The organism is Actinopolyspora sp. BKK2, assembly GCF_011291845.1.
Classification (GTDB): Bacteria; Actinomycetota; Actinomycetes; order Mycobacteriales; family Pseudonocardiaceae; genus Actinopolyspora; species Actinopolyspora saharensis.
The window spans coordinates 290,375-310,651 of record NZ_JAANTE010000004.1 but is presented as its reverse complement, the minus strand read 5'-3'; the positions used below and the strand labels follow the sequence as shown (position 1 = coordinate 310,651).

Annotated in this window: 19 protein-coding genes; 4 read left to right on the top strand and 15 right to left on the bottom strand. The window is 70.8% G+C overall.

Annotated features, from left to right (window positions below):
• Positions 1-168 precede the first annotated feature (168 nt).
• The 7 genes from G9Q41_RS11000 to rpe form a co-directional block, all read right to left on the bottom strand.
• A complete protein-coding gene (locus G9Q41_RS11000; RefSeq protein WP_245695557.1) occupies positions 169-1,194 on the bottom strand; it encodes a dihydroorotate dehydrogenase in 1,026 nt (341 codons plus the stop codon).
• Between the two features lie 128 nt (positions 1,195-1,322).
• Complete coding sequence (locus G9Q41_RS22675; RefSeq protein ID WP_092520481.1) at positions 1,323-1,781, bottom strand: PH domain-containing protein; 459 nt, start codon at positions 1,779-1,781, stop codon at positions 1,323-1,325.
• Positions 1,778-2,278: a 6,7-dimethyl-8-ribityllumazine synthase gene (gene ribH, locus G9Q41_RS10990; RefSeq protein WP_092520479.1), complete on the bottom strand. Its 501-nt coding sequence runs from the start codon at positions 2,276-2,278 to the stop codon at positions 1,778-1,780. Before ribH ends, G9Q41_RS22675 begins: the two co-directional genes overlap by 4 nt.
• Positions 2,275-3,588 carry a bifunctional 3,4-dihydroxy-2-butanone-4-phosphate synthase/GTP cyclohydrolase II gene (locus G9Q41_RS10985; protein WP_092520476.1) on the bottom strand — a complete coding sequence of 438 codons (1,314 nt, stop codon included), beginning with the start codon at positions 3,586-3,588 and terminating at the stop codon, positions 2,275-2,277. The genes ribH and G9Q41_RS10985 overlap by 4 nt, the downstream gene beginning before the upstream one ends.
• A complete protein-coding gene (locus tag G9Q41_RS10980; protein WP_092520474.1) occupies positions 3,585-4,235 on the bottom strand; it encodes a riboflavin synthase in 651 nt (216 codons plus the stop codon). The genes G9Q41_RS10985 and G9Q41_RS10980 overlap by 4 nt, the downstream gene beginning before the upstream one ends.
• Before the next feature lie 140 nt (positions 4,236-4,375).
• Positions 4,376-5,413, bottom strand: a complete 1,038-nt coding sequence (gene ribD / locus G9Q41_RS10975) for a bifunctional diaminohydroxyphosphoribosylaminopyrimidine deaminase/5-amino-6-(5-phosphoribosylamino)uracil reductase RibD (RefSeq protein WP_165632598.1) — start codon at positions 5,411-5,413, stop codon at positions 4,376-4,378.
• The gene (gene rpe, locus G9Q41_RS10970; protein ID WP_092520472.1) at positions 5,413-6,081 is read right to left on the bottom strand and encodes a ribulose-phosphate 3-epimerase; all 669 of its coding nucleotides are present in this window, start codon (positions 6,079-6,081) and stop codon (positions 5,413-5,415) included. The genes ribD and rpe overlap by 1 nt, the downstream gene beginning before the upstream one ends.
• 182 nt (positions 6,082-6,263) lie before the next feature.
• On the opposite strand from rpe, the gene G9Q41_RS10965 reads away from it, so the two are divergent.
• Positions 6,264-6,776, top strand: coding sequence for a nitroreductase family deazaflavin-dependent oxidoreductase (locus G9Q41_RS10965; protein ID WP_165632599.1), 513 nt, complete (start codon positions 6,264-6,266; stop codon positions 6,774-6,776).
• Positions 6,777-6,845: 69 nt separating this feature from the next.
• Here G9Q41_RS10965 and G9Q41_RS10960 read toward each other — a convergent pair whose 3' ends face one another.
• The 7 genes from G9Q41_RS10960 to G9Q41_RS10930 form a co-directional block, all read right to left on the bottom strand.
• Complete coding sequence (locus G9Q41_RS10960; protein ID WP_207630937.1) at positions 6,846-8,267, bottom strand: amino acid permease; 1,422 nt, start codon at positions 8,265-8,267, stop codon at positions 6,846-6,848.
• Positions 8,268-8,378: 111 nt separating this feature from the next.
• Entirely contained in the window at positions 8,379-8,840 is a 462-nt protein-coding gene (locus tag G9Q41_RS10955) for a nucleoside deaminase (RefSeq protein ID WP_165632600.1), read from the bottom strand.
• 174 nt (positions 8,841-9,014) lie between these two features.
• Positions 9,015-9,431, bottom strand: coding sequence for an OsmC family protein (locus G9Q41_RS10950; RefSeq protein ID WP_092520469.1), 417 nt, complete (start codon positions 9,429-9,431; stop codon positions 9,015-9,017).
• Between the two features lie 36 nt (positions 9,432-9,467).
• A complete protein-coding gene (locus G9Q41_RS10945) occupies positions 9,468-10,898 on the bottom strand; it encodes an RsmB/NOP family class I SAM-dependent RNA methyltransferase (RefSeq protein WP_165632601.1) in 1,431 nt (476 codons plus the stop codon).
• Complete coding sequence (gene fmt / locus G9Q41_RS10940; RefSeq protein ID WP_165632602.1) at positions 10,895-11,833, bottom strand: methionyl-tRNA formyltransferase; 939 nt, start codon at positions 11,831-11,833, stop codon at positions 10,895-10,897. The genes G9Q41_RS10945 and fmt overlap by 4 nt, the downstream gene beginning before the upstream one ends.
• Positions 11,834-11,921: 88 nt before the next feature.
• Positions 11,922-12,461, bottom strand: coding sequence for a peptide deformylase (gene def, locus G9Q41_RS10935; protein ID WP_347567521.1), 540 nt, complete (start codon positions 12,459-12,461; stop codon positions 11,922-11,924).
• Between the two features lie 530 nt (positions 12,462-12,991).
• Positions 12,992-14,638 (bottom strand): putative glycoside hydrolase, encoded by a 1,647-nt coding sequence (locus tag G9Q41_RS10930; RefSeq protein ID WP_165632604.1) that lies wholly within the window; start codon positions 14,636-14,638, stop codon positions 12,992-12,994.
• A 158-nt stretch (positions 14,639-14,796) separates the two neighbouring features.
• Between G9Q41_RS10930 and G9Q41_RS10925 the strand changes: the two genes are divergently transcribed.
• On the top strand, positions 14,797-15,891 hold the full coding sequence (locus G9Q41_RS10925) for a polysaccharide deacetylase family protein (RefSeq protein ID WP_242687339.1): 1,095 nt from the start codon (positions 14,797-14,799) through the stop codon (positions 15,889-15,891).
• 130 nt (positions 15,892-16,021) lie between these two features.
• On the opposite strand, the gene G9Q41_RS10920 is transcribed toward G9Q41_RS10925, so the two are convergent.
• Positions 16,022-18,064 (bottom strand): primosomal protein N', encoded by a 2,043-nt coding sequence (locus tag G9Q41_RS10920; RefSeq protein WP_165632605.1) that lies wholly within the window; start codon positions 18,062-18,064, stop codon positions 16,022-16,024.
• Between the two features lie 227 nt (positions 18,065-18,291).
• Between G9Q41_RS10920 and G9Q41_RS10915 the strand changes: the two genes are divergently transcribed.
• The gene (locus G9Q41_RS10915; RefSeq protein ID WP_092520462.1) at positions 18,292-18,768 is read left to right on the top strand and encodes a tRNA (cytidine(34)-2'-O)-methyltransferase; all 477 of its coding nucleotides are present in this window, start codon (positions 18,292-18,294) and stop codon (positions 18,766-18,768) included.
• A 112-nt stretch (positions 18,769-18,880) separates the two neighbouring features.
• Entirely contained in the window at positions 18,881-20,179 is a 1,299-nt protein-coding gene (locus G9Q41_RS10910; RefSeq protein WP_165632606.1) for a serine hydrolase domain-containing protein, read from the top strand.
• Positions 20,180-20,277: the final 98 nt, after the last annotated feature.

Here is a 20,277-nt window from a genome sequence, read left to right as displayed (position 1 = left end):
CGCTTCAGCCCGATCAGGACGAGGAGATCCGGTGCGTGAGTCGGATGCATTGCAAGGCGGCAGGGCACCGTGGCGTAGACCGCTACTCGAGGTGCCCTCCAACGCAGCAAGGCGCCGACTCACGTGACGGCTACCCGACCACGAAAGCAACCGGCACCGCGAACTGCTTCACCGCCGCGGCGGGCGATAGCCCTCCATCCTCCGCAGCAGCGACCTGATCCGCACAGCGTACAGCGGGGAGAGGGCGTAGCCGGGGAAGCTGGCGAACCAGCTGGCGCTGCCCAGGCTGACCGCGTCGGCCCCGGCCCAGAAGTACTCGCGGCAGTCGTCGAAGGTGCGGATCCCCCCGGTCGCGATGATCGGCAGGGTCACCCCCGCGTTCCGCAGCTCGGAGACCACCCGCAGGCCGATCGGCTTGATCGCCCGACCGGACACCCCTCCGAACCCGTTGGCCAGCAACGGGGTGCCCGTCCGCGGGTCCAGCCGCAGTCCCTTCACGGTGTTGATCGCGGTCAGCGCGGACACACCGTGCCGCGCGGCCAACTTGGCGTGCTCCAGGTAGTCGTAGTCCGGGGAGAGCTTGAGGATGACGGGGTGGTTGCTGCGCGGAACGGCCTCGGACAGCACCGACTCGATGATCGCGTTGAAGTCGAAGTTGACGTTGTGGCAGGAGACGTTGAACTCGACCGCCGCGATCTCCCCGGCCGGGACGGCGGCGTTGATCCTGTCCACCAGGGTGACGAACTCCTCCGCGGAGAACCCCCCGACCGAGATGATCGTGTTCTGCCCCCTGGTGCGCGGGTAGTAGTCCCGCAGGTAGGCGTCGATGCCCACGTTGCACCAGCCGAAGGCGTTCAGCCAGCCACCGTCGACCTGCTGCAGCGCCCTGCCGTAGTACTTCAGCAGCCCGGGGATCTCCCGCAGCGACCACACGTCCTTGTTCGTGAAGTGCCCCTCGCGGGGTTCCACCGTCAGCGTGCGGGTCGTCACGGCGCCGAAGCGGTCCAGCGGGACGAGCTGCGAGATGGGGCTCATGCCGTACGGGATGAGTTTGGAGTTGGCCACTCCGTAGCCGAGCAGACTGGAGGAGGTCACCAGGCGGTTCCGGAGTTTTACATCCCCCAACCGCACGTGTGGTCCCGCGGTCTCGTCGGCACGGACCAACCGCAGGTTGCGCTCCTGGGCCAAGCTCACGATCTCTCTCCTCACCGCCTGCACGGCGCCCGGTTCGACGTCACCGCGACCATTCTCCCTCACCTCGGGGGCGCTCCCCGCACCGTGGGTGATCGGGGTTCGGACGTCCCACCCGATGTCGGGACCGACTACTCGAGCTGACCGATCCTGCGCCGCAGCGCCCGCAGCTCGCGCATGGCCCGGACGGCGTGCTCCCCGTCGACGGACTGGATCGCGGTGATCGGCTCGTACTCGTCGTCGGGAAGTTCCAGCCGCGCGCAGCCGGCTCCCGCGGGGAAGCTGATCCCGCGCACGTCGGACCACGCGTACTGGCGGGTCAGGATCGAGTTGCGCACCTCCACGCCGTTCTCGTCGGCGCGCAACCGCGGACGAACGGTCAGCAGGATCAGCCCGGCCAGCACCGCCCCGATGCCCGCCATCGACACCTGGTCGGACACGGTGAGCAGCAGTCCCGAGGACGTTCGGCGCAGCAGCAGGGCGGCGATGACGCACACGATCAGCACCACGGCAGCGGCGGGGATCGCCACCCTGCGCACTCGCCGGGGACGCACCTGAACCACGCCGTCCGTGCCGGTGGAGGTACTCACAGGAACCCTCGCTCGTTGCTGTAGTCACCACGAAGCTCGCTCAGCACCAGCGCCGTGTCCAGCGCCGCAGCCGTGGCCTCGAAACCCTTGTCCTCGACGGAGTCCGCGAAACCGGCGCGCTCCACGGCCTGCTGCCTGGTGTCCACCGTCAGCACACCGTTGCCCACGGCCGTCGCCTCGTCGAGGGCGACCCTGCCGAGGCCAGAGGTGACCGACTCGCAGACGTACTCGAAGTGCGGGGTCCCACCGCGGATGACCACGCCCAGCGCGACGACAGCGTCGTGGTCGTGGGTCAGCTGCTGGGACACCACGGGCAGCTCCATGGACCCGGGAACGCGCACCACCCGCGGTTCCGCGATGCCCGCCTCCTCGGCCGCGTCCAGCGCGCGCCGCAACATCCGCTCCGCGATCTCGGTGTGCCAGCGAATGGCCACGATCGCGAGCCGCAGGTTCGGAGCGTGCGGAGCCCGCACCTGTGGCCTTCCCTCGCCGCTCATGCCGTCACCCCCGAACCGTCACCCAGCGAGGAGTCCTCACCGTCGTCCAGATACTGCAGTTCGTGCCCCATCCGGTCCCGCTTGGTCCGCAGGTAGCGCAGGTTCTCCGCGTTGGGGCGGATCGGCAGGGGCTCCCTGCCCACGATACGCAGCCCGTAGCTCTCCAGACCGATGCGCTTGTCCGGGTTGTTGGTCAGCAGACGCATCGACCGGATGCCCAGGTCCGCGAGGATCTGGGCCCCCTGGCCGTAGTCGCGCCCGTCCACCGCCATCCCCAGCTCCAGGTTCGCGTCCACGGTGTCGGCGCCCGCGTCCTGCAGCTGGTAGGCCTGCAACTTGTGCATCAGGCCGATGCCCCGGCCCTCGTGACCGCGCATGTACAGCACCACGCCCCGCCCCGCTTCGGCCACCTTGGCCAGTGCCGCGTCGAGCTGGGGACCGCAGTCGCAGCGCAGCGAACCGAGCACGTCACCGGTGAGGCACTCGGAGTGCACCCGGACCAGGATGTCCTCGCCGTCGCCGATCTCGCCGTAGACCAGCGCCAGGTGCTCGATGCCGTCCAGCAGGCTGTCGTAGCCGAAGGTGCGGAAAGTGCCGTGCTCGGTCGGGATGCGCGCCTCCGCGACCAGTTGGACCTGCTTCTCGAAGCGCCTGCGGTAGGCGATCAGGTCCGCGATGGTGATCAGCGCGAGATCGTGCTCGGAGGCGAAGACCTCGAGCTCGTCGCGCTTGGCCATCTCGCCCTCGCTCTTCTCGCTGACGATCTCGCAGAGCACTCCGGCCGGGCGCAGCCCGGAGATGCGGGCCAGGTCGACGGCGGCCTCGGTGTGCCCGGAGCGTCGCAGCACTCCGCCCTCCCTGGCACGCAGCGGGACCACGTGCCCCGGGCGGTTGAGGTCGGCGGCCACCGAGTTCTCGGCGGCGAGCACGTTGATGGTGTGCGCGCGGTCCGCGGCCGATATCCCGGTGCTGACCCCGTGGGCCGCGTCGACCGTGACCGTGTAGGCGGTGCCGTGCAGGTCCTGGTTGGCGTGATACATCGGGGGCAGGTCGAGCCGGTCGCAGTCCTGCCCGGTCAGCGCGGCGCAGACGTATCCCGAGGTGTAGCGCACCATGAAGGCGAGCAGCTCCGGCGTCGCCTTCTCCGCTGCGAAGATCAGGTCGCCTTCGTTCTCCCGGTCCTCGTCGTCGACCACCACCACGGGCCTGCCCGCTGCGATGTCGGCCAGCGCACGGTCGATGTGGGCGAACCGGGTGTCACCGGCTTGTTGCGTGTTCTTGTCGTCGGGGGTCGACTCGTTCGAGTTCACCGCGCTTGCTCCCTGCCTTCGCCGTTGTCCACCGCGCCTGCTACCCCGGTACGGGCGAGCTGGTCGAGTTGAGGGCCCAGCAGCCGCTCCACGTGCTTGGCCAGCGCGTCGACCTCGATGTTGACCCTGTCGCCCCGCGCGCGCAGACCCAGCGTGGTCTCCTCGAGAGTGGTCGGGATCAGTGCCACGCTGAACTCCTGCTCACCGGCCTCGACGACGGTCAGCGACACGCCGTCGACGGTGATCGACCCCTTCTCCACGAGGTACCTGGACAGCCGCTCGGGAATGGAAACCCTGGTCAGCCCGTCCGCTTCCGATCCGGTCACGACCCCCGTCGCGTCCACGTGCCCCTGCACGATGTGGCCGCCCAACCGGTCGCCGAGGGCCATGGCGCGTTCGAGGTTGACCCGAGCGCCCGCCTGGAGCGCGCCGAGGGTGGACCGGCGCAGCGTCTCGTCGACCACGTCGACCGTGAACCCGTCCTCGGTCGTTCCGGCGACCGTCAGGCACACTCCGTCGACGGAGATGGAGTCACCGTGGGAGGCGTCGGCGGTGACCGCGGGCGCGCTCACGGAGAGTCGTGCCCCGCCGGGCACGGGGTCGACAGCGGCTACCTCACCGAGTTCCTCCACTATTCCGGTGAACACGTGACACCCTCCTTTGGGCGATCCCGTTGGCCTAGCGTGGTCCCCTCACGGGTGATCCCGGGGTGAGCACGGTATCCGACGTGCGGCCGTCATCCCGTTCCCCGCGCGGCAGGCCGCGAACCGAGGCCGCTGCTTCCACTCTATCCTTCCGCGGGAACAGCGCTGATCCACACGTCCGGCCCACACATGGTGACCCGTTCGAAGTAAAAGCGCCATGCCCCCGAGATGCTCACCACGCCCGCCTCGCCCAGCGCGGACTTCCCCGATCCGAGCAGCGCCGGGGCCACGAAGGCCTGGACCAGATCCACGCGCCCGGCCCGCAGGAAGGCACCGGCCAGCGTCGGTCCCCCTTCGAGGAAGACCTCCACGACCCCGCGCTCAGCGAGCGCGCGCAGCGCGCCCTCCGGGTCGCCCCCGGGAAGGCGCAGGGTGGGCGCCACGTCGTCGAGCACCTTGAACCCGGCGGGCACCTCCCGGTCCCCGAGCACCACCCGCAGCGGCTGCTCCGGCACTGGGGCGCCGTGCTCGTCCCGCACGGTCAGGCTCGGGTCGTCGGCCAGCACCGTCCCGGTTCCGGCCATCACCGCGTCGCACTTCGCCCGGAGCCGGTGCACCTCCGCACGCGCCTCGGCGGAGGTGATCCACTGGCTGCTCCCGTCCGCCGCGGCGGAGCGCCCGTCGAGACTCGCGGCGTACTTCCAGGTGACGTGGGCACGGCCGGTGCGCACGAAGTGCAGCCAACCGCGCAGCGCCCCACCGGAGACCTCCTCGGCGAGCACCCCGCCCGCCACGGCGACTCCGGCCCGCTCCAGCTCGCGGGCACCCCCGGAGGCCTGCGGGTTCGGGTCGGACACCGCGTACACGAGCCCGTCGACACCCGCCGCGCGCAGCGCCGCCGCGCACGCCCCGGTTCTGCCGGTGTGCGCGCAGGGTTCGAGCGTGACCACCGCCGTGCCGCCACGCGCGCGGGCTCCGGCCTCCTCCAGGGCGACCACCTCGGCGTGCGGGCCGCCCGGCGGTCGCGTGGCCCCGCTACCGACGACCTCACCGGCGGTGTCCAGGATCACGCACCCCACCGGCGGGTTGGGACTGGTGCTGCCGCGCACCCCCTCGGCCAGCTCCGCGGCGTGCCGCATGGCGGCCAGCACCCGGGGGGTGCGGGCCCATTCCGGCGGCATCAGCGGTGACCGTGCGCAACGGCCTGGGAGCGCAGGCGTTCGACCGCTCCGGCCGGGTCCTCGGCGCCGTAGACGGCCGATCCGGCCACGAAGCAGTCCACGCCGGCCTCGGCCGCCTGCTCGATCGTGTCGTTGTTGATGCCGCCGTCGATCTCGACGAGCAGGTTCAGATGGCCGGTGTCGACCATCCGACGCGCGGAGCGGACCTTGTCCAGCACGTCGGTGATGAACTTCTGCCCGCCGAAGCCGGGCTCCACGGACATGATCAGCAGGGTGTCGTAGTGCCGCAGCAGCTCCACGTAGGGGTCCAGCGGGGTGTTCGGCTTGATCGACAGCCCCGCGTTGGATCCGGCCGCGTGCAGGTTCTTGGCCAGCGACACCGGGTCCTCGGCCGCCTCGACGTGCACCGTGACGTTGTGCGCGCCCGCCTCGGCGTAGCCCGGTGCCCACCGGTCGGGGTCGTCGATCATCAGGTGGCAGTCGAGCGGTGTCCCGGTGCTGCGCAACAACGACTCGACCACGGGAAGCCCCAGCGTGAGGTTCGGGACGAAATGGGCGTCCATGACGTCGACGTGCAGCCAGTCGGCACCCTGCCCCGGGCCCCCGACAGCGGCCATCTCCTCGGAGAGCCGAGCGAAGTCCGCGGACAGAATGGACGGCGCGATCATAGGCTGGTTCGACACAGTCGGAATGATAGCTCGCCGGCCGCGCTCGCTTCCCACTGTCCCGCACGTGCGCCGCCCCGGGCGAGCGCACCGGTCCGCCTCCCGGCACGATCGACCGGGAAGGGGCCGCAGGCACCCTGGTGCGGCACCGTGCCACGAGCCGCGGCGCGGAGGGAGGAGCAGAGATGTCGTTGACCCGGAGACTCCCGCGGGGCGCCCCGCGCAAACTGCTGCGAACCCCGATCCACCTCTACCGCAGGAACCTCGGCCAGCTGCTCGGGAACAGGTTCGTCTACCTGGTGCACCGCGGGCGCAGCAGCGGACTGCCCCGCGAGACGGTGCTCGAGGTGGTGCGGCACCGCCCCGCCGAGGACGAGGTGGTGGTGATCTCCGGCTGGGGAGCGAGATCCAACTGGTACCGCAACATCACCGCCTCCCCGGCGCTGGAGATCCGCATCGGGCGCAGGAGGTACCACCGCCCGCGCCAACGGGTCCTCGACGAGACCGAGACCGCCGAACTGCTGGCCGAATACGTCCGGAAGCACCCCTTGGCGACGCGGCTGCTGGCCCGCCTGACGGGTTGGCCGATGCTGACCCCGCGAGGCCGCGCGGAACTGGCCCGCACCCTGCCCGCGGTCTCCTTCCTTCCGCGGGAAGCGGAACGCCCCGGCCCGAGCGCGGCCGGACCGGGCGACTGAGCAGCACTGCCCGAGTCCGGGGCCGGTCCGCTCCGGCGCTCCGCCGCCGGAGCGGACCGGCCACCCCGGTCAGGTGCGTGCTCTGCGCCGCACGAACCAGTAGACGACCAGCAGCAGCGCCACGAACGGCACCCCGGCCTTCCAGGCCATGCCGAACTGCTCCGTGAAGGGCGTGGTCAACAGCACCGCGAGCACGAAGGCCATCGCGAGCACCGTGGTCACCGGAGTGCCCGGCAGCCGCACCGGGGACGCGGGCAGCCCCTCGGCGGCCCGCTTGCGCCGGAAGGCCAGCTGGCTGGCGAAAATGATCAACCAGGTCAGCAGCGCCCCGAACAGCGCCAGCCCCAGCAGCACGGGGAACGCCGTGCTCGGGGACAGCGCGGAAACCGCCGCGGCCAGCGCGAGCCCGCAGGCGGAGAGCACCAGGGCCCTGCGCGGGGTCCCCTGCCGACTCAGCCCGGCGAACCAGCGCGGGGCGTAGCCGTCCCTGGCCAGCGAGTAGGTCATCCGAGCGGTGACGTAGAGGTTGGTGTTCATCGCGGACAGAGCCGCCGTCAGGATCACGAAGTTCATCACCCCGGCCGCGGCCGGGATCCCCGCCGTGTCGAACAACCGCACGAAGGGGCTCTGCGTCAGTTCCTCGCCCGTGGAGACGTTGTTCCACGGCAGGATCGACACGATCACGAACATGCCGAGCACGTAGAACAGCGCCAGGCGCAGCACCATGCCCCGCGCGGCCCGCGGCACGTCCCGCCCCGGATTCCTCGACTCGGAAGCCGTGACCGAGACCGCCTCGGTGCCGAGGTAGGAGAAGGTGACCACGGTCAGCGCGAGCCAGACCGCGCCGATCCCGTTCGGCAGGAACCCGCCGTGCTCGGTCAGCGCCTCGGTCCCCGTCGCGGGGGAACCGGGCAGGCCGAAGAAGATGTAGAAGAGCCCGAGCAGCACGAACACCACGATGGTCACGACCTTGATCATGGCGAACCAGTACTCGAACTCGCCGAAGTAGCGCACGGCCGAGGCGTTGACCACGAGCATGATCACCGAGAAGGCGACCACCGGCATCCACAGCGGGATCTCCGGGTACCAGAACCGGAAGTAGATGCCCGCGGCCACGACCTCGCTGCCTATGTTGACCACCTGGGCCGCCCAGTAGACCCACCGCTGGACGAATCCGGCCAGCCCACCGAGGTAGCGGTGCGCGATGGCTCCGAAGCCACCCGCCTCCGGGTGCACCACCATCATCTCGGCCAACGCGTAGGCCAGGGCGAGCGCGACGAGCGCGGCGATCGCATAGGCCACCAGCACGGCCGGCCCCGCGATCGATATGGCCAGTCCCGAGCCGAGGAACAGGCCGGTGCCGATCGCACCGCCCACGGCGATCATCCCGACCTGTCTGCTGCTGAGATCCCTCCGTAAGCCGCTCTCCTGGGCTTCCTCCCGTTGTTGCCCCACCAGCACTCCTCCCGTGGTCGATCGGCTGCCGGACAAGCGGCAACAACCTTAGGGAGTGCGCGGATCGGCCTGCTCGAGTGGTCGGCGCAGGGCGCACCTCAGCCGGGGATCGCTGCTGCGTCCCCCGATGTCGGGGGCGGGCACCGGCTACGCGCCGATGTCCTCCTCCCACAAACCGGGCGACTCCGCGATGAAGTCCGTCATCATGCGCACGCAGTCGGGGTCGTCGAGCAGCACCACTTCCACCCCGTTCGCGGCCAGCCAGTCGTGACCGCCGTGGAAGTTGCGGGCCTCGCCGATGACGAGCCTGCCGATGCCGAACTGGCGGACGAGGCCGCTGCAGAACCAGCACGGCGACAGCGTGGTGACCATCGTCGTGGCCCCGTAGGTGCGCAGCCTACCCGCCCTCCTGAAGGCGGTGGTCTCGGCGTGGGCGGTCGGATCGTCGTCCTGGACCCGCCGGTTGTTGCCCCGGCCGAGGATCTCGCCCTCCGGACCGACGAGCACCGCCCCGATCGGCACGCCGCCCGCCGCTGCACCGGCTCGCGCCTCCTCGACCGCTTCCGCGAGCCAGCCCCGGTACTCGCGCAGCTTGGCCTGACAATCCATCGGTCTGCACCACTCCACTTCGACGTGCTCCCAGGACGTGCACGAGACGGACTCCGACGTGCTCCGGGTCCCTCGCGCGGGCTCAGCGAAGTCCTGCCGGACGAACCACCGCTGCGGAAGAGCTCTCCGCACCACCCGAGGCACCGGCCGCGCGACCGGAGCGACCGAGTCCGCTCAGCGCGGCGGCGTGACGGTGACGGGGGTGCCGTGCTCGACGCTGCGGCTGACGGTGCACCGCCGCGCGATCGCGCGCTCGACCGCAGCGGCCAGCTTCGCCCGCTCGGTCTCGTCCTCCACAGCGGACAGATCGACCTCGAAGGACAACCGCACGGCCCCGAACCTGTTGGGCTCCTCCTCGTCGAGCTCCCTGTCCGCGTGGACGGTGATCGGGCAGTCCTCGCCCACCCTCCTGGTCAGCAGGTTCTCCCCGGTGAGCTGGGCGCAGCCCGCCACCGCGGCCAGCAGCAGTTCCCCCGGGGTGAACGAGTCGGGCGCTTCCTCGGTCGAGATCGTCACCTCGCCCCCGCGCCCGTTGGTCGCGGCGAAGACGGACCGGTCGGTCCGGGTGACCTCGACGGGAGTCGACGACATGGCTACCTCCGAATCCACAGCTGACGGAACCCGCGGTTACCGTTCCACCCGCAGCAGCGCGCAGAACATGGCGTCCGTGCCGTGCCGGTGCGGCCACAGCTGGACGGAGGGTCCTTCGCCCAGCGCGGGCATCTCGGGAAAGTGCGGACGGGCGTCGAGTTCGCGCGCCCCCGTCCGGCGGACCGCCTCGGCGACCACCTCCGTGGTCTCGGCCCGGTGCGGGGAACAGACCACGTAGGCCACCACCCCGCCCGAGCGGGTCCGCTCGATCGCGGAGCGCAGCAGCTCACCCTGCAGCCGCACGAGCTCGTCGAGGTCCGCGGGCCGCCTGCGCCACCGGGCCTCCGGCCTGCGCCGGAGCGCCCCCAGGCCGGTGCAGGGGGCGTCCACCAGCACCCGGTCGTAGTCACCGGACTTGCCGAGGTCACGTCCGTCCGCGACCCGCACGTTCACCGAGAGCCCCCGGGTGGCCGACTTGACGAGCTCGGCCCGGTGCTCGGCCTGCTCCACGGCGTCCAGCTTCCCGCCGTCCATCGTCACCAGCGCACCGAGCAGGTTGGCCTTGCCTCCCGGTCCCGCGCAGAGGTCCAGCCAACGGGTGTCCCCGCCCTCCAGCTCCACCCTGCTCAACGCGAGAGCCGTGAGCTGGCTGCCCTCGTCCTGCACGGAGGCGAAGCCCTCCTGCACCGGCTCGAGCTCACCGGGATCACCCGATCCGGCCTCGAGACGCACCCCGTACGGGGAGTACGGGGCCGGGTCACCACCGGTGACGGCGGCCAGCTCGTCGGCGCTGATCTCCCCGGGGCGGGCGGTCAGGTGCACTTCGGGCCGCCTGTCATCGGCGGCCAGCGCCTCGTCCAGCTCCTCCGCTGCGGCGTCCCCCAGGGCGGTGGAGAAGGTCCGCGCGATCCACTCGGGGTGCGCGTGGCGGAACGCCGCGTGCCCCACCGGATCGCTCGCGGGATCCGGGGCCAGCCTGTCCACCCACTCCTGCTCGGTGCGCTCACCGATGCGCCGCAGCACCGCGTTGGCGAAGCCGGACACCCTGGAGCCGCGTTTTCCCCGCACCAGGTCGACGGTGGCGGCGACGGCGGCGTGCCCGGGAATCCTGGTCCGCAACAGCTGGTAGGCCCCCAACCGCAGCGCGTCGAGCAGCAGGGCGTCCGTCTCCTCGAGCGGGCGGTCGCTGCAGTCGGCGATGATCGCGTCGAGCAGTCCGCGGGCCCTGCAGGAGCCGTAGGCGAGTTCCGTGGCCAGCGCGGCGTCCCTGCCGCTCAGCTCGTACTGCCGCAGCAGTCCCGGCAGGACCAGGTTGGCGTAGGCGTCCCGTTCGCGCACCGCGCGCAGTGTCTCCAGTGCCACGGTGCGCGCGGGATCGTCGGCGGGCGGTTTCGTCCGATCAGCCCGTCCACGCGGCGGGCGGGAATTCTTCGGCCGGGAGTTGTCCCGGGAGCGGTCGCGGTTCACTTCAGCACGGTTCCTTGCTCGATGTTGACTCCACGCGCCCAGTCCGTGGCTGGCATGCGTTTCTTGCCGTGTGCCTGCACCTCTCCGAGCCGCACCGGGACGGTGGCCGTTCCGACCAGCACCTGACGGCGCTGCACGGAGATCTCCCCCGGACTCAGCTCACCCACTTCGCAGGCGTCCCGCTCGGGGATCTCCACCGGTCCCAGTTTGAACCGCTTCCCGTCGAGCCAGGCCCAGGCACCGGGATCCGGCGTGACGGAACGGATCATCCGGTCGACCGCTCGCGCGGGCACGCCGAAGTCGACCTTGGCGTCCTCGGCGGTGACCTTGGGCGCGTAGCTCACCCCTTCGGAAGGCTGCGGTTCGGCGTGCACGGTTCCGTCCTCGATGGCGTCCATCGTCGCCACCAGCAACCGCGCTCCGGAAACCGACAGCCTGTCGAGCAGCGAACCGCTGGTGTCACGTGGTTCGATCGGCTCGGTGACGACCCCGAAGACCGGGCCCGCGTCGAGTTCGGGCACGATCCGGAACGCGGTGGCTCCCGTGATCTCGTCACCGTGACGTATTGCCGCGGGAACCGGAGCCGCCCCGCGCCAGGCGGGCAGCAACGAGAAGTGCAGGTTGACCCAGCCGTGCCTGGGGATCGACAGCGCCTGCTCCCGCAGCAGCGCCCCGTAGGCCACCACGGGGCAGCAGTCGGGTTCCAGCTCGGCGAGCCGGTCCAGGAACTCCGGGTCCGAGGCCCGGCTCGGAGTCAGCACTTCGAGACCGTGCTGCTCGGCGCACTCGCGCACCGGCGAGGGGACCAGCTTGCGCCCGCGCCCGGCCGGGGCGTCCGGGCGCGTGACCACTCCCACGACCTCGTGCCGCGAAGCGAGCAGCTCGCGAAGCGCGGGAACCGCCGGATCCGGCGTTCCCGCGAATACCACGCGCATGTCCAGTGCGCTCCTTTCCGGACTCCCGACGAGGGGCTTGGTGCGGCCGGAGGGCTCGCACCCACGCAACGCGAAGTTCCGTTGCGGGTCAGCGGAACGACGAGTGCGGGTCCTGCTTGACCACCGGCTCGGTTCCGTCGAACCAGGATGCCGCGCGGATCTCGCGCAACGCGGCCTCGCGGGTTCGTTCGTCGAGCCGGTCCAGGAACAGCACCCCGTTGAGGTGATCGGTTTCGTGCTGCAGGCACCGAGCGAGCAGCTCGGAACCGCTCACCTCCACCGGTTCCCCGTGCATGTTCCAGCCACGGGCCATCACGTTGCGGTAGCGCCGGCACTCCCAGTCCAGCTCCGGGATGGACAGGCACCCCTCCAACCCCTCCTGCGTCTGTTCGTCGACCAACCACAGCGAAGGATTGACCAGATGTCCCGCGTGGCCGTCACAATGATACGTGAAGACCCGGACCCCCACCCCCAGCTGGGGAGCAGCCAGGCCCGCACCTCCCCGCTTCTCCATCGTGTCCCAGAGATCGCGCACCAGCGTGCGCAGCTCCCCGTCGAAATCGACGATCTCATCGGCCCTGGTGCGCAGCACCGGATCGCCGAGGAGTTCGATCGAGCTGGCGGTCACGCGATCCCCCTGATCTTCGAGAGTACACGGCTTGGCCTGCTTGGGTGGTTGCGTGGCGGAACCTCTCGCGGGCTCTCGCTCCGGGAGGCCCGACATCGGGTAGCGGCCTACACAACGTCGGGCCTTCCTCGCGAGAGCACCACGAGAGAACCCGCGGCGGTGCCGGTGGCTCGGGCTCACAGCGCTCGCGTTGGCGTGGGCCCTCTTGGTCAGGAGTTCCGGTCCGGGTGCTCTGCGCACTTCCGGGGAAGGTTCCGTTCCACGCGAGCGCTTCAGCCTGACCAGGACGAGAAGCTCCGGTGCGTGAGTCGGATGCATTGCACGGCCGGGCCGCTCGCCGCGTAGGTCGCTACTCAAGAGCGGCCCAACACAGCAAGGCGCCGACTCACGTGCCGGCTAACCGGCCAGCTACGCAAAGTTCTGTTGTGAGTTGCTGGACCAGTCTAGGTGAGCGCGCCGCCCGGACAGCGCGGCCTCCGCCGCGGGGCCCGCTTGCGAGCGAACCCCGCGGCGGAGGCCGCGACGACGCGTCACGGACTGGCCGTCAGCGCCTCCTCCGTGTACTGGCAGGAGGGCGACCACAGCAGGAACGAGTTGATCCCGTTGGCCTTGGTGCCCTCGATCTGCGCCCCCACCTTGTCCGGTCCGTACTCGACTCCGAGGCTGAAGTCCTGCAGCCAGGGGATCACCTCGGATCCTGTTCCCTCGACCGTTCGCTGCCACTCCCGCAGAGAACGATTGACGATCTTGTACGGCTCATTGTTCGGGTCCGCGACTCCGTATTCTCCGGAACCCCAGTGCGAGGGATAGATCATCGGCGCCACGTAATCGACGTAGGAGGCCATTTTCGGAATGTTCTGCCCCACTGATTCGGGCCTGTTCACGGTAATTCCGAACACCGAGGCGCCGAGGAACGTGCCGTGACTGCGGAGTCGATCTCGGGATTGCTGGAGAAACTCGGCGATGCTCTCGGACGGAGTGGTGTTCAGCCCCGCGAAACTCATGCTCCCGAGATCGCCGTCCGGTCTGCGCACGTAGTCGTAGAGCACGTCGTCGAAACCGAGCTCGGCCGCCTCGACCGCGATGTCGATGTTGTAGTCCCGCACCACGGGGTCGGCGAAATTGGTGAAGGAGTAGTCCCCGTAGCCTCCGTTGTAGGGGCCTCCCGTCCCGGTTTGAACCACTTGCTGCCGGTTCCCGGACTTCCACGCCGCCTCGGCCAGCACCGGATCCTTGAAGGCCACCAGTCTGCCGACCACGCGCACTCCCAGGCCGTGCAACTGCTCGATGGCCTTCTTGGCGTCGTAGTAGCCCTTGTCCGCGCCGATCCGCTCGGCCAGTGGAACCCCGGAGTCGTACTGGACCTCACCGCTCTCGTCCTTTATGTCCAGTTGCACGGTGTCGATCTTGCCGTTGCGCGCCATGCGCAGCACCGGTTCCCGCAGTTGCGCGCTGGACCAGGCCATCCCCGACATGTGCACGGCGCGCATCCCCGGGTGGTCGACCTCGACGCGCACTTCGGAAGAGGTCGTGTTGCCCGCGCGATCACTGGCCGTGACGGTGACCGTGGCCGGAGGGTCGGACAGCTTCGCGCTGAACTTCCCCGAACCGTCGGGGTCCACCCGCCGGCCGGACACGTCGACCCGCGCGGCCCCCTCGGCGGTGCCCTGCACGGTCACCGGGGCCGAGAAGGAGTCGGCGCGCACCGTCTCCGGCGTCTTCACCTCGGGCGCGGTGGAGTCCACCTCGAAACTGCGCTCCAAGGACTGCGGCCACGGCAGGGAACCGGACTTCAGTTCCACCCGAAGGTCGTGCTCGCCCTCTTCGAGCTCACCCGGCCGCAGCACGGCCTCGCCGCCGCGGATCCGGACGGGCACCGGTTCACCGTCGATGCTCGCCGTGATCCCGTCCGGGGACTCGGCCCGCACTCGGACGGCTCCGTCCGCCACCTTGCTCGGCGTGACGGCGTGCTCGGGCAGACCGACCACGGTGGGACGCTGCTCGGTCATCAGATAGCCGACCCAGATTCCGCCGACCACGAGCAGAATGCCCGCCGCACTCAGCAGAATCCGCGTCCAGGATGAGCGCCCGCGGTGTCGGGCTGAATCGTGTTGGTCGCCTTGTCGTTCGTCGGTAGTGTCGATGTTGTCGTTTTCGTCGGGCGTCGGGTCAACCATCGTGTCACCTCACCTGAATCACCACGGTAAGCCGACGCCGTGCCGCTCGCAGATCGCGACAAAACGTCGTATTTCACGGTGACAGTCGGCGGCAATTCGAGCAATAACCGGCATGGAGCAACCAAAACCGGCCCGATCCTGCCTACAGTTTGGAATCCATGGCACATACGAGGAACTCGGACGAAACAGGCACACTCACCCGGCCGGGTAAACCGGCGGGCTTACGCGGTGCGCTCGCGCTGACCGTCTCCATCGGACTCCTGCTCGCGGGCGGCTGCGCCTCCCGCGGGGCCTCGGAGTCAGAGCAGGACACCTCAGGCCCCACGTCTTCGGCGGCCTCCGCACCGACCTCCTCGGCTCCCTCCGCCGCCGAGGTGGGGGCCAACGAGCTCGGTGAAGTCCCCATCCTGATGTACCACCGAATCACTCCGAATCCGCAGAGCGTCTACGACCGGACTCCACAACGCTTCCGAGCCGAGTTGCAGCGACTGGTGCGGGAGGACTACGTCCCCGTCACCACCGCCGAGTACGCCACGGGCAACATGGACGTCCCCGCAGGCAAGCACCCGGTGGTGCTGACCTTCGACGACGCCGCGGAAAGCCAGTTCCGCCTGAACTCCTCGGGGGAACCGGCCGAGGGAACCGCGGTGGCGATCCTGCGCGAGGTGGCCGCCGCCCACGAGGACTTCCGAGCGGTGGCCTCGCTCTACATCACCGCACCACCGTTCGGGGGTGAGCACAGTGGACGAAAGCTGCGCTGGTTGCACGAGCACGGTTTCGAACTGGGCAACCACACCTTGGATCATCCTACCCTTTCAGCACGCTCCGCCTCCGAAGCGACACACCAGATAGCGGAAATGCAGCGGCGGATCACCCGAGCGGTCCCGGACGCCGCGGTGAGCACCATCGCCCTGCCACGCGGAGTGCACCCACAGCCGGAGAAACTCGCCCGCTCGGGGGAATCCGATGGAGTAAGCTATCAGCACGACGCGGTTCTCCTGGTAGGAGCACGCCCGGCGCCGTCCCCGTTCTCCGCGAACTTCGACCCGCTGAACGTCCCCCGGATTCGCTCGCAGGGCGGAAGCGGTTCCGGCTCCGAACTCGGCTCGACGGCGTGGCTGGACAAGCTCGCCGCCGACCCGGACCGCCGGTACACCTCGGACGGCGACCCCTCCGTGATCTCCCACCCCGCCGACAGCACGCGAACCCCCGCGCCCGACCGCCGGACGGGGAAGCGGGTCAACGCCTACTAGACGGCTCACGGTGGAACTCCGCCGAGCCGCTCCGGCAGCCGTTCACGCGAGTCGGCGCCGCTCCGGTGTCGGAGGGCGCCGCGAGCAGCGGCGGACGCGGACGGGCCGAGCGAGCGGTGCGGGAAGCGCCTCAGATCAACTCCAGGGGATCCAGGCGCACCCGCACCGACTCGCCCCCGCTGCGGGCGTGCTCCCGCTGAGCGGACCACAGCGCGTCGGCGAGGGCGCGTCCCTGCCCGCGATCGACGCGCAGCAACGCGCGCTCCCGCTCGACCACGCCCTCCTCGTCCTCCTCCCCCAGCGGGACCGGACCGAGGACCTCGCCCTCCGGCGGCAACTCGACACGCCCCAACAACCCGGACACGGCCTCCCGCGAACCGTCCACCGAGGCCACGCGCTTCGCCGGGGGGAACCCGAGCTCGGCCCGCCCGGCGAGCTCGATGGCCGCGTACCAGGAGGGATCCCAGCGCACCAGCGCCTGCACCTGGGAGAACGAGGAGTCGGCCAGCACCACCACGCGACCGCCGTCACCGGCGGGCCGCACCTTGGCCGCCGCGGCGAACCACAGCCGCAGCGCCTGCTCCCCCGCGCGCAGCTCGGGTCGGGACAGCAGGGCCCGCGCGTCAAGCAGCAGGGCGGCCCCGTACCCCCCGGCGACCTCGGGCTCGGCCCCCGGAGTGGACACGACCAGGGACGGACCGGGATCGACCCGGTCCAGCACGCTCCCCCCGCCCGAGGTGCGCACGGTCACCCCGCTGAACGCCCTGCCCAGCTCCTCGGCGGTGCGGCCCGCCCCGATCACGATCGCGCGCAGTTTCGCGCCACCGCAGTTGTCGCACCGGAAGCCCGCTTCGGTGCTGCCGCACCACCGGCACGCCACTTCCCCGGCCGCTCCCCGCTCGGCCTCGCCGGGAACGGCCAGCGGCCCCCCGCAGTGCCTGCAACGCGCCCGCTCCCTGCACTGCGCGCAGGCCAGGGCCGGTACGTACCCCTTCCTGGGGACCTGAACCAGCACCGGAGCCCCACCGCGCAGGGCGTTGCGCGCCGCCTCGAACGCCACGGCGGGCACCCGCGCGGCACGCGCGTCCGGATCCCTGGCCAGCTGGGTGTCGTCCTCGCCGAGCGCGGTGACCCTGGGGGCCCGCTTCCGCACCTCGGACCTGCTCGCCACGAGCTCCCGCGCCCAGCCGGACTCCACCAGCAGCTGGGCCTCGGCGGTGCGCGCGAACCCCCCGACGAGCAAGGCCGCGCCCGCGGCGTGAGCGCGGTGGGTGAGCACGTCGCGGACGTGCGGGTAGGGCGCGGTCGGGTAGGAGTGCAGCTCGTCGCCGTCTTCCCACACGACCATGAGCCCAGGTCGCACCACGGGGGCGAACATCGCCGCCCGCGTTCCCAGCACCACCGGCACGTTCCCGCGGTGCGCGGCCAGCCAGCGCCGGTAGCGCTCGGCCGGACCGAGCTCGGAAGCCAGGGCCACGACCCGTTCCGCCCCCAGCACGTCCGCGCAGGCCTCGGCCAGCTTCTCCAGGTCGCGCTGGTCGGGAACCACCAGTACCGCGCCCCGCCCGGCCGCGGCGGCCGTCGCCGCGAGCTCGGCCAACCGCGCGGCCCAGTCCTCCCCGGGAAGGGCCTGCCAGACGGCGCGGGCCGCCTTCCCGGAGCGCACCGCCTCGAGGAAGGCCGCGCCGTGGCCGTAGTTCCCCCAGCGCGTGTCCGCGGGCCGCCGTGGCGGCGGAGGGGGGCTCGGGACGGCCTCGTTCTCCACCCCGGCGTGCCTGGGAGGAATGGCCAGGTTCGCCACTTCGCTCAACGTGCCCGCGTAGCGCCGCGCCACCGAACGGACCAGCTCCAGCGTCCCGCCGGAGAGCACCGGCTCGGAGGACACCACCCGCTGCAGCCAGGCGAGCCTGCCCCCGTAGTCCGACTCGGACAACCTCTCGAGCAGGAATCCGTCCAACAACCTCCCGTTGAAGCGCACCCGCACCCTGCAACCGGGAACGGCCGCGGAGTCGAACTTCTGCGGGACCAGGTAGTCGAAGGGGCGGTCCAGGTGGTGCGGGGAGACGTCGACCAGGACCCTGGCCACCGGCAGCTCAGCAGCCGCCGTTCGGGAACCGCGTCCCGAGCGCGCCGCGCCGGAAGAACGCGCGCGTCCGGATCCGGACCCCGCCATGCGCGCACCTCCCAGACACCGACTCGGACCGGACAGCCACCCTACCGAGCACCTCCGGCACAGCTGCGCGGCAGGCGCTCCACCACACCGGGGGGGGGGCGAGCCTTCGACTCGCGAAGCCGCGCGAGGTCCCGCCGAGCACACCGGTGACCGAACCGACCCGCGCGTGCTCCTAGTAGGATCGACCGGCGGATGGTGACCGGTCAGCGCTGTGGAAAGGGTGCCGCGTGTTCCACGTCGTCTTCTACCACCCCGAGATACCCGGCAACACCGGCAACGCCATCCGGATGGTCGCGGGGGCGGGCAGTGCGCTGCACCTGATCGCCCCGCTCGGATTCCGCGTGGACGACGCGGACCTCAAGCGGGCCGGGTTGGACTACCACGACAGAGCGGTGCTGCGGGTCCACGACAGCCTCGAGGACGCCTGGCGGGAGCTGGAGCCTGAACGGGTCGTGGCCTTCACCACCCAGGCGGAGCGCTCCTACGAGACCGTGGAGTACCGCTCCGGTGACGTGCTGCTGTTCGGGCCGGAGTCGGTCGGCCTGCCGCAGACCGCCCTGGACTCGGGGCCGGAGATGCTCCGGACGCGCATCCCGATGGTCCCGGGCATCCGCTCGATGAACCTGGCCAACTCCGCCGCCGTGGCGGTCTACGAGGCCTGGCGCCAGCAGGGCTTCGCCACCCCCGAGACCTCCGCGGGCTGACACCTCCGCCCTCCTGAACGCCTCCGTTCGGGTGAGTTCGGCGCGAAAACCACGCGAGCCGGCCGCGATCGCGGTTGCCTGGGGACCGATCACGGCATTCGAGGAGAGCGCGTTGAACGGATTCCCAGGACTGCGACGCGGACTGATCACACTGGTGACGATCAGCCTGATCGGGCTTCCCGGAACGGCGGGGGCGGCCCAACCGGCCCGGACCGCTGCCCCGGACCAGCGCCAGGCTGTGCAGCACAGCGACACCGCGCCGCAGCTGCAACGACGACTGGACGCGGCGCACCAAGCGGGGATGCCCGGCATCCAGGCCGCGTTCCGCCGCGGTGAGCGGAGCCGGGCCGCGGCGGCCGGAGTCGCCGACACCCGCACCGAACGACCGCTGCGGGCGGGTTTCCACCACAGGGTCGGCAGCGTGACCAAGACCTTCGTGGCCACCGCCGTCCTCCAGCAGGTCGAGGCCGGGCGCGTGGAACTGGACGCCCCCGTCGGGCGCTACCTGCCCCGGCTCGTCCCCGGTGAACGCGGCAGGCGGATCACCGTGCGCATGCTGCTGAACCACACCAGCGGCATCGCCGACTACGCCGACGTGCTGTTCGCGTCGACCACGCGGGGCTCACTGGCCGATCTGGACGAGAACCGGTTCCGCCACCACTCCCCCGCCGAACTGGTGGCCACCGGATTGGACCAACCGGCCACCAACGCGCCCGGGGCGAGCTGGTCCTACTCCAACACCAACTACGTCATCGCAGGCGAACTGCTCCGGGAGGTCACCGGGCAGTCCCCGCGGCACTACGTCACTCGGGAGATCATCCACCCGCTGGGACTGCGGAACACGTACTTCCCCGGCTCGACACCGTTCGTCCTCGGTCCGCACAGCAAGGCCTACGAAGCCCTGTACCAGCTGCCGGAGCGACGCGGCGAGTACAGCGTGTACGACATGAGCTGGGCACGCAGCGCCGGAGCGCTGATCTCCACCCCCGCCGAGCTGAACCGGTTCTACCGGGCCCTGTTCCGCGGGAAGCTGCTGAGCGAGGACGGCCTCGCCGAGATGCGGCGCACGGTGCCGGTCCCCGGGAGCACGGGGATGCGCTACGGCCTCGGGCTGATGCGCTTCGACGCGGGATCCTGCGGAACCCTGTGGGGGCACGAGGGGAAGGTCTGGGGAATGTCGACGCTCTCGCTGCACAGCACGGACGGGAGCAGGCAGCTCAGCTACGGGATGAACCTGACCGACTACCAGCGACTCGACGAGAGCGGCAGTCCGATCCCGCACCCCATCGACCGGCGGATCCAGGAACTGCAGAACGACGTGCTGTGCGGAGCAGGCGGATCCGGCAGCGGCCCCTCCCGGACACCGGAGCGGCACGCGGACCGCGGGCTCGCGCTCGTGGGAACGCCCTGACCGCCCACGCGCCGATGCGGCGTGGGCGAGCACCCGGCGCGGCGCCTCCGCGCGAAACGCTCCTCCAGGAAGCGTTCCGGAGCGAGGGTTGCGCGCGG

Coding starts and splice junctions, on each gene's coding strand:
- G9Q41_RS10955 (WP_165632600.1), bottom strand. CDS start 8,840: ATGGATTGTCAGGCCAAGCTGCGCGAGTACCGGGGCTGGCTCGCGGAA.
- G9Q41_RS10950 (WP_092520469.1), bottom strand. CDS start 9,431: ATGTCGTCGACTCCCGTCGAGGTCACCCGGACCGACCGGTCCGTCTTC.
- G9Q41_RS10965 (WP_165632599.1), top strand. CDS start 6,264: ATGTCGTTGACCCGGAGACTCCCGCGGGGCGCCCCGCGCAAACTGCTG.
- rpe (WP_092520472.1), bottom strand. CDS start 6,081: ATGATCGCGCCGTCCATTCTGTCCGCGGACTTCGCTCGGCTCTCCGAG.
- G9Q41_RS10925 (WP_242687339.1), top strand. CDS start 14,797: ATGGCACATACGAGGAACTCGGACGAAACAGGCACACTCACCCGGCCG.
- ribD (WP_165632598.1), bottom strand. CDS start 5,413: ATGCCGCCGGAATGGGCCCGCACCCCCCGGGTGCTGGCCGCCATGCGG.
- fmt (WP_165632602.1), bottom strand. CDS start 11,833: ATGCGCGTGGTATTCGCGGGAACGCCGGATCCGGCGGTTCCCGCGCTT.
- ribH (WP_092520479.1), bottom strand. CDS start 2,278: ATGAGCGGCGAGGGAAGGCCACAGGTGCGGGCTCCGCACGCTCCGAAC.
- G9Q41_RS10920 (WP_165632605.1), bottom strand. CDS start 18,064: ATGGCGGGGTCCGGATCCGGACGCGCGCGTTCTTCCGGCGCGGCGCGC.
- G9Q41_RS10930 (WP_165632604.1), bottom strand. CDS start 14,638: ATGGTTGACCCGACGCCCGACGAAAACGACAACATCGACACTACCGAC.